Origin of the sequence: Paraherbaspirillum soli, from assembly GCF_042654985.1 — a bacterium.
Classification (GTDB): Bacteria; Pseudomonadota; Gammaproteobacteria; order Burkholderiales; family Burkholderiaceae_D; genus Paraherbaspirillum; species Paraherbaspirillum soli.
On the sequence record NZ_JBHSMT010000029.1, the window covers coordinates 509,746 to 522,555 of the forward strand.

Below are 12,810 nucleotides of genomic sequence, written 5' to 3' on the forward strand. Positions count from 1 at the left end.
GAAGGAGCAGCACAATGGCAAAGAAAAACGTCACCGCAATCGACATTGGCATCAACGATAAAGATCGCAAGAAAATCGCCGACGGCCTCAGCAAGCTGTTGGCAGATACCTATACCTTGTATCTGAAAACCCATAATTTTCACTGGAACGTCACCGGCCCGATGTTCAACACATTGCACCTGATGTTCGAAGCTCAGTACAACGAACTGTGGCTGGCCGTGGACCTGGTCGCGGAACGGATTCGCGCTCTCGGCTATCCGGCGCCGGGAACGTATAAAGCACTTGCCAAGCTGACTTCGATCACCGAAGAAGAAGGCGTGCCGACCGCCACCGAGATGATTCAGCAACTGGTGGCAGGTCAGGAAGCCGTCACGCGCACTGCGCGCTCGATCTTCCCGGTAGTCGATGCGGCTGACGATGCGCCGACCGCCGACTTGCTGACGCAACGCATGCAGCTGCATGAAAAAAATGCGTGGATGCTGCGCAGCTTGCTGGAAGGCTGATGATCGGATGAAGCAGCGGGCAATGGTCCCGCTGTTTCTTCCTGATGACGGTGACAGCTATAGTTTTGCCCTCACCACCATGCGCTCCCCTTCTTTTTCGTAAACAGATCGACAAAGCCTCGCGCTGCAGCTGTCGGATCATCCGCTAAATAAACGCTGCTGATCGCCGCCACCATATCCGCCCCCGCCGCAACCAGCGGCACCGCATTTTCCTGCGTCATGCCGCCAATCACGACACTCGGCAACGGAATCCCGGCTTTGGCCTTGGTAATGATGTCCGGCGGCGTCGTCACCGGATATTTCTTGACCCGCGACGGATAAAACCCGCCGAACGCGATATAACTGGCGCCGGCACGATGGGCATCGTGGGCCAGCGCCAAATCGCCATAGCAGGAAGCGCCGACAATCTTGCCCGGTCCGACCTTGGCGCGCACCTGGGCCACGCTGGCGTCGGTACCACCGACATGAATCCCGTCGGCGTCCAGCGCCAGGCACAGCTCGACAAAATCGTTGATGATCAGCGGCCGTTGATAACGACGGCACAAGGCCAGCAACGCTTCCGCCTGCCGCTGCCGCAAAGCCGCGTCGGCGCTCTTGTGCCGATACTGCACCAGCGCCGCCCCGCCCTGCAATGCCTGTTCGGTCACTGCCAACAACTTGTCGGTGTCATCCCAATCGGGCGTGACGATGTACAGACCTTTCATCGGGTGCTCCATTTAACTGTTTTTCATGAACGGCAGTATGCGCCGCGGAATCCGCTGCCCGGGCGCGATCGCGTAGGACGAAGTCAAGGTTTGCTGACAATAGGCCTGCGCCGCGCCGATTGCCTGCTCCATGTCGAAACCGCGCGCCAGCAATGCGGCAAGCGCAGCGGCCAGCGTACAGCCGCTGCCATGAAATTCACCCGGCAAGCGCGGCCAGCTCCAGCGCCGTTTTCGATTCTTGCTTACCCAGCGATTCAGCACTTCATGTTGCTCCGGTCCGTGACCGCCCTTCAACAGCACATGCTGACAACCGCGTTCAAGCAAGATCTCCGCTTGCCGCTCCGGGCTATGGTCGGCGCCGCACAGGCGGTCGGCTTCGATCCGGTTGGGCGTAATCACGGTGGCCAGCTCGAACAACGGTGCGATCGCCTCGACCGCATCCTCGCTAGCCAAAGCATCGCCATGTCCAGCCGCCAGCACCGGGTCGAACACAACCGGCAAGTCCGGTTGGCGCGAGCGCAGGCCGCGGATGATCGCGGCAATCGCTTCCGCATTGGCGCGATTGCCGACTATCCCCAGCTTGACCGCGGCGATCCCGATCCGGTCGACCAAGACCTGCGCCTGCTGCCGTACCAGTTCGGCGGCGACCGGAAACACCCCGAACACGCGCTCGTTATCCTGCACCGTCAGCACCGTCACCACCGGCATCGGATGCGCCCCAAGCGCCGCAATCGCGGTGATGTCGGCTTGCATGCCGGCGCCGCCGCTGGGGTCGGTGCCGGAAAACACCAGCACGCTCGGCGGTGTCACTGCCGCGCCGCTCACTTGACGCGGCCCGCCATCGGTGACGATGGCGAAGCGGCAAAGTGTTTCGGAATCCGGCCGGCCAGGTAAGCTTCGCGCCCCGCTTCAATCGCCAGCCGCATCGCCCGTGCCATCCGGATCGGATCCTGCGCACCGGCAATCGCGGTATTCATCAGCACGCCGTCGCAGCCCAGCTCCATCGCGATTGCCGCATCCGATGCGGTGCCGACCCCGGCGTCGACCAGCACCGGCACCTTGGCTTGCTCGATGATCAGCGACAAATTCCACGGATTCAAGATACCCATGCCGGAGCCGATCAGGGAAGCCAGAGGCATCACTGCGACGCAGCCGATTTCTTCCAGAATCCGGGCCTGGATCGGATCGTCGCTGCAATACACCATGACGTCGAAGCCGTCTTTGACCAGGATCTCGGCCGCCTTCAGCGTCTCCGGCATGTTGGGGAACAAAGTCTTTTCGTCGCCCAGCACTTCCAGCTTGGCCAGCTTGTGGCCGTTCAGCAGTTCGCGCCCAAGTTGCAGCGTATAGACCGCATCGGCCGCGGTATAGCAGCCGGCCGTATTGGGCAGGATGGTGTAGCGCGATGGCGGCACCACGTCCAGCAAGTTCGGCGCATTCGGATCCTGCCCGATGTTGACGCGCCGAATCGCGACCGTGATGATCTCGGCCCCGCTGGCTTCGGTCGCCGCCCGCGTTTGCTCCAGGTCGCGATACTTGCCGCTGCCGACCAGCAGCCGCGACCGATATGTCTTGCCGGCGATGGTCAGGCCCGGCTCTTGTAATCCCTCTGCAGGGGAATCGATCAGATCCATTGCAAATCCTTTCTGTGTAAGGTGAATTCAGCCGCCACCTATCGCGCGTACTATGTCCACCTTGTCTTGCGCTTGCAGCGCATGCAGCCCCCATAAATGACTGGGCACCACCTGCCGATTGACGGCCACGGCAATCGCCTTGCCGGACAACTCCAGCGCAGCGACCAGCTGCTGCAAATTCTGGCCGTCGGCTAGTCGATGCGGCGCGCCGTTAAGTTCGATTTCCATCCTCGCCCTCACTGCTTGCTATAGATTTCCGCGCCGTTTCTAACGAACTCGACCGCCTTCACCGCCATCCCCTGCTTCAATGCCGCCACCTCGGAGATACCCTGCGCCGCGGCGTATTCGCGCACTTCCTGGGTAATCTTCATCGAGCAGAAATGCGGCCCGCACATCGAGCAGAAATGCGCCACCTTGGCCGAATCCTTGGGCAGGGTTTCATCGTGGAATTCACGCGCCTTGTCCGGGTCCAGACCGATGTTGAACTGGTCTTCCCAGCGGAACTCGAAACGCGCTTTCGATAATGCATTGTCGCGAATCTGCGCTCCCGGATGACCCTTCGCCAAGTCGGCGGCATGCGCGGCAATCTTGTAAGTGATGATGCCGTCCTTGACGTCGACTTTGTTGGGCAGGCCCAGATGCTCTTTCGGCGTCACGTAGCAGAGCATCGCGGTGCCGTACCAGCCGATTTGCGCGGCGCCGATGCCGGAGGTGATGTGGTCGTAGCCGGGTGCGATGTCGGTGGTCAACGGTCCCAGCGTGTAGAACGGCGCTTCGTGGCACTGCTCCAGTTGCAGGTCCATGTTTTCCTTGATCAGGTGCATCGGCACGTGACCTGGTCCTTCGATCATGACTTGCACATCGTGCTTCCAGGCGATCTGGGTCAATTCGCCCAGGGTCTTCAACTCGCCCAGCTGCGCCTCGTCGTTGGCATCGTAGATCGAACCGGGACGCAAGCCATCGCCGAGGCTGAAGCTGACGTCATAGGCTTTCATGATTTCGCAAATGTCTTCGAAGTGGTCGTACAGGAAAGACTCGCGATGATGCGCCAGGCACCATTTGGCCATGATCGAACCGCCGCGGCTGACGATCCCGGTCATCCGTTTGGCGGTCAGCGGCACGTATTGCAAACGCACGCCGGCATGGATGGTGAAATAGTCGACGCCTTGCTCGGCTTGCTCGATCAAGGTGTCGCGGAAGATTTCCCAGGTCAGGTCTTCGGCCTTGCCGTTGACCTTCTCCAGCGCCTGATAAATCGGCACGGTGCCGATCGGCACCGGCGAATTGCGGATGATCCATTCGCGGGTTTCGTGAATGTGCTTGCCGGTCGACAGATCCATCACGTTGTCACCGCCCCAGCGAATCGCCCAGGTCATTTTTTCGACTTCTTCGCCGATCGACGAGGTCACTGCGGAGTTGCCGATGTTGGCGTTGATCTTGACCAGGAAATTGCGGCCGATGATCATCGGCTCGACTTCCGGATGATTGATGTTGGCGGGAATAATGGCGCGGCCGCGGGCGACTTCGTCGCGCACGAACTCCGGCGTGATTTCGGCCGGCAGCGAGGCGCCGAACGATTGGCCCGGATGCTGACGCCCCATCAAATCGGCCAGCTTGTTGCCCATCGGACCCGATGCTTTCAGCTCTTCCAGATATTCCTTGCGGCGCATGTTTTCGCGGATTGCAACGAACTCCATTTCCGGCGTGATGATGCCTTGCCGCGCATAATGCATTTGCGAGACATTCTTGCCAGCTTTGGCGCGGCGCGGCTTGCGATGCAGGTTGAAGCGCAATTCGGCCAGCTTCGGATCGTTCAGGCGTTCGATGCCGTAGGCCGAGCTTGGGCCGGGCAATTCTTCGGTATCGTCGCGTTCCTGAATCCACGGCAGGCGCGGTGTCGCTAGGCCGGACCGAATGTCGATCTTGACCTCGGGATCGGTGTAAGGACCGGAGGTGTCGTAGACATAGATCGGTGGATTTTTTTCGGCGCCGAACGAAGCGGGCGTATCGGATTGGCTGATTTGACGCATCGGCACGCGAATATCCGGGCGCGATCCGGTGACGTAAACCTTGCGTGAATTCGGTAACGGATGAATGGCGGCTTCATCCACCGTGGCTGTGGCTGATAGAAATTTTTGGTTTGCGTTCATTTTGGCTCCTTTGCGTGTACTGCATTTGGCTTGGAGCCAGCAAAGGAGTTTTCGAGGTGCAATGCGGCGCGGTAGTACGGTAGGTCGGCCGGCAACGTTCTCAATAGCTTCCCTTCGCTGGCATTACCCAGATCAGGTTCGAGGGTATTTCTCACCCGATTACCGGCATCAATGAACATGAATGAACATTGGCACTTCAGCAACCAGGACCCCTAGCGTTGTGCTGGCCCGTGTGAATCCCGGGACAGCGGTAGCGATTCTAACATCCGATTCCGGCTTGCGATATATCTACGCGAAGGATCTCGCATTTCTCATTTCCCATAGGAAAGCCCGACTCAAACTACTGGCAAACACCAGCGCAGCATGCGCCCTCGCGCCAAAATATGTGCTCACTAAAGAGGAGCAAATGGCCGCGTACTTTATAATCATCGCTTTAGAAAAAAACACTACCAAATCATGGAATTAGCCAAGTCTTTCGACCCTGCCGACATTGAACAATTCTGGCGCTCCGAGTGGGAAAAGCGCGGGTATTACACCGCCACCACCGATGCCGACAAACCGTCTTTCAGCATCCAGCTGCCGCCGCCGAATGTGACCGGCACCTTGCATATGGGGCACGCGTTCAACCAGACCATCATGGACGGCCTGACGCGCTATCACCGCATGCGTGGCTTCAATACGGCCTGGATTCCTGGCACCGACCACGCGGGCATTGCGACCCAGATCGTGGTCGAGCGCCAACTCGATGCGCAGAAGGTTTCGCGGCACGATCTGGGCCGTGAAAAATTCATCGAGAAAGTCTGGGAATGGAAGGAGCAATCCGGCTCCACCATTACCGGTCAAATGCGCCGGCTGGGGGCATCGACCGACTGGAGCCGTGAATATTTCACGATGGACGACAAGCTGTCGGGCACGGTCACGGAAGTGTTTGTACGGCTGTATGAACAGGGCCTGATCTATCGCGGCAAGCGCCTGGTCAACTGGGATCCGGTATTGGGCACCGCGGTGTCCGACCTCGAGGTTGCATCGGAAGAAGAAGATGGCTCGATGTGGCACATCCACTATCCGTTTGCCGACGGCAGCGGTCATTTGACGGTCGCCACCACCCGCCCTGAAACCATGCTGGGCGACGTTGCGGTAGCAGTCGATCCCACCGATGAGCGTTATATCCACCTGGTCGGCAAGATGCTCAAGCTGCCGTTGTGCGACCGCGAAATCCCGGTCATCGCGGACAGCTATGTCGACAAGGAATTCGGCACCGGCTGCGTGAAGATCACGCCCGCGCACGACTTCAACGACTATGCGGTCGGCCAGCGGCACCAGCTGGCGCAAATCACCGTGCTGACGCTGGACGCCAAAATCAATGAGAACGCACCGGCCCAATATCAGGGCATGGACCGTTTCGCGGCCCGCAAGCAAATCGTCGCCGACCTCGATGCGCAAGGCTTGCTGGAGTCGGTCAAGCCGCACAAATTGGTGGTCCCACGCGGCGATCGTACTGGCGTCGTGATCGAACCGATGCTGACCGATCAATGGTTTGTGGCGATGAGCAAGCCGGCGCCGGAAGGCACCCACTTCCCGGGCAAGTCGATTGCCGAGGTGGCTTTGGAAAAAGTCGCCAACGGCGAAATCAAGATGATTCCCGAGAACTGGAGCAACACCTACAACCAGTGGCTCAACAACATCCAGGACTGGTGCATTTCGCGTCAATTGTGGTGGGGCCATCAGATCCCGGCCTGGTATGACGACGACGGCCAGATCTACGTCGCCCGCAACGAGGAAGAAGCCAAGGCCAAGGCCGGCGGCAAAGCGGTCAAGCGTGACGACGACGTGCTCGACACCTGGTTCTCATCCGCACTGGTGCCGTTCTCGACCTTGGGCTGGCCGGAAGAAACGCCGGATTACAAGATGTTCCTGCCATCGTCGGTGCTGGTCACCGGCTTTGACATCATCTTTTTCTGGGTGGCGCGGATGGTGATGATGACCACCCACTTCACCGGCAAGGTGCCGTTCAATACCGTGTATGTGCATGGCCTGGTACGCGATGGCAATGGCCAGAAAATGTCTAAGTCGAAGGGCAATACGCTCGATCCGATCGACCTGATCGACGGCATCGATCTCGACGCGCTGGTGGCAAAACGCACCGTCGGATTGATGAATCCGAAGCAGGCCGAGAGCATCGCCAAAGCGACTCGCAAGGAATTTGCGGACGGCATCCCGGCCTTTGGCACGGATGCGCTGCGCTTCACATTCGCCTCGCTGGCAACGCTCGGCCGCAACATCAATTTCGACCTGAACCGCTGCGAGGGCTATCGCAATTTCTGCAACAAATTGTGGAACGCGACCCGCTTTGTGTTGATGAACACCGAGGGCAAGGATTGCGGTTTCGACGGTCATGCTGCCGGCGTTTGCGACAAGGAAAACCTGGATTTTTCACAAGCCGACCGCTGGATCGTTTCGCAATTGCAGCGCACCGAAGCCGAAGTCGCCAAAGGCTTCGCCGACTATCGCTTCGACAACATCGCATCGGCGATTTATAAATTCGTCTGGGATGAATATTGCGACTGGTATCTGGAAGTCGCCAAGGTACAAATCCAGCAAGGCAGCGAAGCACAACAACGCGCCACTCGCCGCACCCTGCTGCGCGTACTGGAAACGGTGTTGCGTCTGGCGCATCCGATCATTCCATTCGTTACCGAAGCATTGTGGCAAAGCGTGGCGCCGCTGACCGGACATGCACTCGACCCCGCCGGCGACTCGATCATGCGCCAGCCGTATCCGGAGCCGAGAGCGGACAAGATCGACGAAAAGGCAGAAGCCTGGATGACGCAATTGAAGTCGCTGACGGATGCCTGCCGCAACCTGCGCGGTGAAATGCAATTGTCGCCGGCCTTGCGCGTACCGCTGATTATTGCCGACACTGCGGCGCAGCAAACAATGCTGCAATCGTTCGCGCCGTATCTGCAGGCATTGGCAAAATTGGCGGAAGTGCAAGTAGTAGAGTCTCTACCCGAATCGCCGGCGCCGGTATCGATCGTTGGCGATGCTAAGCTCCTGCTCAAAGTAGAAATAGATGTTGCAGCTGAACGCGAACGACTGGGCAAGGAAATCAGCCGGCTGGAAGGAGAAATCATCAAGGCGCAGGCAAAGCTCGGCAACGAAAGTTTCGTCGCACGCGCACCGGCGCAGGTCGTGGCGCAAGAGCAGGAACGACTTGCCAATTTTTCGAGCACCCTCGACAAATTACGCGAACAGTTTGCAAAATTAAAAGTGCTTTGATTTTTTACTAAAAAAATGTTGCGCGTGGCTTCACGCGCAACAAATACAGGGGACAGCATGAAGAAACTTTTAATTACTGCAATTGCCGGCAGCGCCTTATTGGCTGCTAGCGCATTTGCACAGCAAACCTCGCCGGTCGGTCTATGGAAAACCATTGATGACCACAGCGGAAAACCGAAGGCATTTATCCGCATCAGCGAATCGAATGGAGAAATGAAAGGCAAGGTTGAAAAACTGCTGCGAGAGCCTGGCGAAGAGCAAAATCCGAAATGCGTCAAATGCGAAGGTGCATTGAAGGACCAACCTATCATCGGCATGACGATCCTGTCCGGGATGAAGCAGGATGGCGATGAATACAAGGGCGGTCAAATCCTCGACCCGGATAACGGCAAGTTTTATCAGAGCAAAATGTCGCTTACCGATAATGGCAAGAAATTGAATGTGCGCGGATATATTGGCGTACCGCTGCTGGGCCGTACCCAGACCTGGATACGCGAAGAGTAATTCGTTTTCGACGTCGATCCAGTACCAGGAAAATCTACTGACGGAAAAACTCGGTAGTAAAACAAAAATGCCGTTCAGCTTGAAGTCTGAACGGCATTTTTTTTGGTATGGTTGGCGGCTTTCGCTGTGACTTCCCAGCCAGGATTAACTTGCGGGCTAGGGGTCTAGAACTAGCCTTAAACGAAGGACACGGTAAGTCCCGGCAACGCAATCCCGGAAAAAGCGGTCACCCAGGTTTGACCTGCTTGAACCGGATAGGCATCGGTCCAGGTCCCGGTCGTAATAATCTCGCCCGCTTGCAGCGGCGCAAACTGCGGTTGCGAATTAAGTTCCTGGTGCAAATGCCACAGTGCATGGACCGGACTGTCCAGCACATCGCTGCCAAAACCTGCGCCGCATAATGTGACTGAATCCTCGGTGCAGCATGATAACGAGACGCTTGCATTGGCCAGCATGCTGGCAAGATTGCGACGGGTGGCAGACGACAATACATGCGGCTCGCCGACAATCAATGTCCCGTGCAAGCCGAACGCGGCGATCGCATCAACCGCCTCGAATTTCCAATCGCGAAATGGGCACACCACGATTTCAAAAGCGTGCGCCATCCATTCAATACACTCGACCAACTCTTCGATGCTGGCGTCCGGCGCCGGTGTCGCCCCCAAACCGAATACGACTTCCGGCTCGATCCGTGGCTGCGATGCGCCATCCAGGCTCTGTATCCCGCGGTTATCCTTCGCATAGCGCACCGTGCTGTCGAACACATGCGCCCAAATGGGGGCATTGATGGCTTGCGTTACGCCATATTTCGACCAGATGGTGCGATTGGTAAATCCGAGCTTGCGACCGATAGGAGTCTCACCTTGACCGATACTGGCATCGAGAATGCGCTTGCCGATGTCATATCCATCCCTGGCCGACAAGCCCCCTCCATCCGACAGCAACGGTATTAATTTGGCATGCGCTCGCGCATCAATAAGTTGATTGGCATACCGATTAGCTTTGGTGGAGATAAGCATGGTTGACTTGCACACTATTAGTGAAGACTATCGCATTGTGTTTGACGTTTAATTTTTACACAAGCGCTGGATCATGAACTTCTTTTAACGGCTATCCCGGTTGTGTTTTTCTGCAAATGCCGGTCCAGCTGCGACGCGAACAAGTGGCGATCGCTTTGACTGAAAGCCGCTGGGCCGCCGGTTTCCACGCCGCTGCCGCGCAATTCGTCCATAAAATTACGCATCGTCAAATGCTGTTGAATATTGTCTTTGGTATAAAACTCGCCGCGCGGGTTAAGCGCATCGGCGCCCTTTTCGAGCACATCGGCGGCCAATGGAATATCAGCAGTAATCACGAGGTCGCCCGCGCGTAGCAAGCGGGTAATTTCGCGATCGGCGACGTCGAAACCTGCCGGCACCTGAATCGCTTTGATAAAGCGCGATGGCGGGACTCTCAGCAATTTGTTGGCGACCAGGGTGAGCGTGATTTGCAGGCGGTCGGCGACTCGAAACAAAATTTCCTTGATCACGTTTGGACAGGCGTCGGCATCGACCCAAATTTGCATTTGCCCGACCCGCTGCGGCTCTGTATTGCTCGTTGATGACGTGTTAATTTGGCCCCCATAATTCGCCATTGGGACCGGTGCGTGGCGCTGTAACGCCGAAATGACCATAAGCCGCCGGCGTCGCGATGCGGCCGCGCGGGGTACGCTGCAGATAGCCCTGCTGAATCAGATAGGGCTCAAGCACATCTTCAATCGTTTCACGCTCTTCGCCAATCGCCGCGGCCAGATTGTCCAAGCCGACTGGGCCACCAGAGAATTTGAACAGGACCGCTTCCAACAGCTTTCTGTCCATGATGTCGAAACCGACCGGATCGACATCCAGCATGACCAGCGCGGCATCCGCCATTGCCTTGGTAATCTCGCCATTGCCTTTGACTTCGGCATAATCACGCACCCGTCGCAGCAGCCGGTTGGCGATACGCGGCGTACCGCGACTGCGCTTGGCAATCTCAAATGCCCCATCATCAACAATTGGCGCGCCCAGAAGCGAGGCGCTCCGCGTCACAATTTTGCTCAATTGCTGCGGAGTATAAAACTCCAGTCTGGCAACAATACCGAAGCGATCACGTAAGGGATTGGTCAGCATGCCTGCACGGGTGGTTGCACCAACCAGCGTAAACGGCTGCAAATCCAGCCGCACCGAACGCGCCGCCGGGCCTTCGCCGATCATGATGTCTATTTGATAGTCCTCTAACGCCGGATAGAGAATTTCCTCAACGACCGGCGATAAGCGATGGATTTCGTCAATGAACAGCACATCATTCGCTTCGAGGTTTGTCAGCAACGCGGCCAGATCGCCGGCGCGCTCCAGAACCGGCCCTGACGTCTGGCGTAGATTGACTCCCATCTCACGCGCGATGATGTGCGCCAGAGTGGTTTTTCCGAGCCCAGGGGGACCGAACAACAAGGTATGGTCGAGCGCTTCACGGCGTTGTCGCGCTGCGGTAATGAAGATTTCGAGTTGGCCGCGAATCTTTTCCTGGCCGACATATTCGTCGAGCTGCTTGGGACGCAATGCACGCTCTATTGCCTCTTCGTTAGGCGAAGCGGGCGTGGCGGCGATAATGCGTTGCTCGGTGAAATCGTCGGTTTGAATACTCATGATCGGATTGTAGCCGGACTGCCTTGCGTAAAAATATGAGGGAAAACAATATCTCGATCCATCGGATGGGCGAGGTATCTTGCGAACCTCCAAGCCCAGGAGTCGGCATGTTTACAGCTTGGAAAGTGCCTTCAAAGCCAGCTTGATGCCATCTGAAACGCTGGTGTCTGCCGGCAATTGCTTGAGCGCCAACGTCGCTTCCTTATCCGAATACCCGAGCGCAATCAATGCATTCAAAATGTCGGCCGTAGCATCGCTAACGTGATGGATACCAACGGCTCCCAAGTCGGCACCCAACTTACCCTTAAGTTCGAGTAACAGACGTTCTGCAGTCTTCTTCCCGATGCCTGGCACCTTGGTTAGTCGTCCAGCTTCCTGCAAGGTCACGGCTTGAGCAAGATCAGGGATAGACATACCCGAAAGTATCGCGAGCGCGGTGCGAGCACCGACTCCGCTGATCTTGATCAGTTGCTTAAAGACATTACGCTCATCGGCAGTACCGAATCCGTATAGGACATGCGCATCTTCCCGTATTGCAAGGTGCGTCAATAGCACCACCTTTTCACCGAGCCCCGGAAGATTATAAAAGGTACTCATCGGCACTCCGATTTCATAGCCGACGCCGTTGCAATCTATCAGTAATTGTGGCGGATTCTTTTCAAGCAAAATTCCGGAAAGACGACCAATCATCGCTATAGAGCCCTAATGAGAATGGCATGAATCATACAGGACAACTGGTTAAAAACACAGTAGTTGTTTTTACGTGGCATTGACTATTCGGCGAAATGATCAATTCCACGAATCCAAAGCTATTTGAAATAGCGCTGCAGGGTAAAGACTGCGAAGCAGGAAGGATGGGGAGCGGCTGAGGCCGGCAGCAAGGGCGCAGGCGGCGTCATGTCCGGATCACATGGCATGCATCATGGTGGCATGCCGGGGCCAGTATCGATGGCGGGGTGTAAAGTTGCAACGCAAAGTCGAAGCCCCAAAGCAAAAACCCTCCCCGAATGCTCGGGGAGGGTTTTCTAATAAAAGCCTGACGATGACCTACTTTCACACTGGTTGCAGCACTATCATCGGCGCAAAGTCGTTTCACGGTCCTGTTCGGGATGGGAAGGGGTGGTACCAACTCGCTATGGTCATCAGGCATAACTTGTAACCGCTGTGCGTTCTCCAATTGGAGCAACGTACAACGCAATCTAGAAGAAGTAAGTATTTTTTATACCGAACTCAGGTGAGTGAGTCCGGTTGGGTATGAATGCACATTATCTGGCAAACAAATAAGTCTCATCATATAACCTGCTAAGGTTATAGGGACAAGCCTCACGGGCAATTAGTACTGGTTAGCTTAACGTATTACTACGCTTCCA

At 56.8% G+C, this 12,810-nt stretch carries 12 protein-coding genes and 1 rRNA gene; 3 read left to right on the plus strand and 10 right to left on the minus strand.

Annotated features, from left to right (window positions below; genetic code table 11):
• Positions 1–14: 14 nt before the first annotated feature.
• Entirely contained in the window at positions 15–503 is a 489-nt protein-coding gene (locus tag ACFPM8_RS19955; protein ID WP_379000213.1) for a Dps family protein, read from the plus strand.
• 71 nt (positions 504–574) lie between these two features.
• On the opposite strand, the gene thiE is transcribed toward ACFPM8_RS19955, so the two are convergent.
• The 5 genes from thiE to thiC are packed head-to-tail and all read right to left on the minus strand — an operon-like array spanning position 575 to position 4,991.
• Positions 575–1,207, minus strand: coding sequence for a thiamine phosphate synthase (gene thiE / locus ACFPM8_RS19960; RefSeq protein ID WP_379000215.1), 633 nt, complete (start codon positions 1,205–1,207; stop codon positions 575–577).
• A gap of 12 nt (positions 1,208–1,219) precedes the next feature.
• Positions 1,220–2,017: a bifunctional hydroxymethylpyrimidine kinase/phosphomethylpyrimidine kinase gene (gene thiD, locus ACFPM8_RS19965; protein WP_379000217.1), complete on the minus strand. Its 798-nt coding sequence runs from the start codon at positions 2,015–2,017 to the stop codon at positions 1,220–1,222.
• Between the two features lie 11 nt (positions 2,018–2,028).
• Positions 2,029–2,841, minus strand: coding sequence for a thiazole synthase (locus ACFPM8_RS19970; protein ID WP_379000219.1), 813 nt, complete (start codon positions 2,839–2,841; stop codon positions 2,029–2,031).
• 27 nt (positions 2,842–2,868) lie between these two features.
• Complete coding sequence (gene thiS / locus ACFPM8_RS19975) at positions 2,869–3,069, minus strand: sulfur carrier protein ThiS (protein ID WP_379000222.1); 201 nt, start codon at positions 3,067–3,069, stop codon at positions 2,869–2,871.
• 8 nt (positions 3,070–3,077) lie between these two features.
• Positions 3,078–4,991, minus strand: coding sequence for a phosphomethylpyrimidine synthase ThiC (gene thiC, locus ACFPM8_RS19980; protein ID WP_379000224.1), 1,914 nt, complete (start codon positions 4,989–4,991; stop codon positions 3,078–3,080).
• Between the two features lie 456 nt (positions 4,992–5,447).
• Between thiC and ACFPM8_RS19985 the strand changes: the two genes are divergently transcribed.
• Both ACFPM8_RS19985 and ACFPM8_RS19990 read left to right on the plus strand, forming a co-directional pair.
• On the plus strand, positions 5,448–8,270 hold the full coding sequence (locus ACFPM8_RS19985) for a valine--tRNA ligase (RefSeq protein WP_379000226.1): 2,823 nt from the start codon (positions 5,448–5,450) through the stop codon (positions 8,268–8,270).
• A 57-nt stretch (positions 8,271–8,327) separates the two neighbouring features.
• Positions 8,328–8,774: a DUF2147 domain-containing protein gene (locus ACFPM8_RS19990; RefSeq protein WP_379000228.1), complete on the plus strand. Its 447-nt coding sequence runs from the start codon at positions 8,328–8,330 to the stop codon at positions 8,772–8,774.
• A 176-nt stretch (positions 8,775–8,950) separates the two neighbouring features.
• Here the strand turns inward: ACFPM8_RS19990 and ACFPM8_RS19995 are convergent, their stop codons facing one another.
• The 5 genes from ACFPM8_RS19995 to rrf all read right to left on the minus strand — a co-directional run bounded on the left by ACFPM8_RS19995 (position 8,951) and on the right by rrf (position 12,587).
• Positions 8,951–9,793, minus strand: coding sequence for a 2-keto-4-pentenoate hydratase (locus ACFPM8_RS19995; RefSeq protein WP_379000230.1), 843 nt, complete (start codon positions 9,791–9,793; stop codon positions 8,951–8,953).
• A 71-nt stretch (positions 9,794–9,864) separates the two neighbouring features.
• Positions 9,865–10,338: a YaiI/YqxD family protein gene (locus tag ACFPM8_RS20000; protein WP_379000232.1), complete on the minus strand. Its 474-nt coding sequence runs from the start codon at positions 10,336–10,338 to the stop codon at positions 9,865–9,867.
• 43 nt (positions 10,339–10,381) lie between these two features.
• Positions 10,382–11,440, minus strand: a complete 1,059-nt coding sequence (gene ruvB / locus ACFPM8_RS20005; RefSeq protein WP_379000234.1) for a Holliday junction branch migration DNA helicase RuvB — start codon at positions 11,438–11,440, stop codon at positions 10,382–10,384.
• 111 nt (positions 11,441–11,551) lie between these two features.
• Entirely contained in the window at positions 11,552–12,130 is a 579-nt protein-coding gene (gene ruvA, locus ACFPM8_RS20010; protein ID WP_379000236.1) for a Holliday junction branch migration protein RuvA, read from the minus strand.
• Positions 12,131–12,474: 344 nt separating this feature from the next.
• Positions 12,475–12,587 (minus strand): 5S ribosomal RNA (gene rrf, locus ACFPM8_RS20015).
• Between the last annotated feature and the right edge of the window lie 223 nt (positions 12,588–12,810).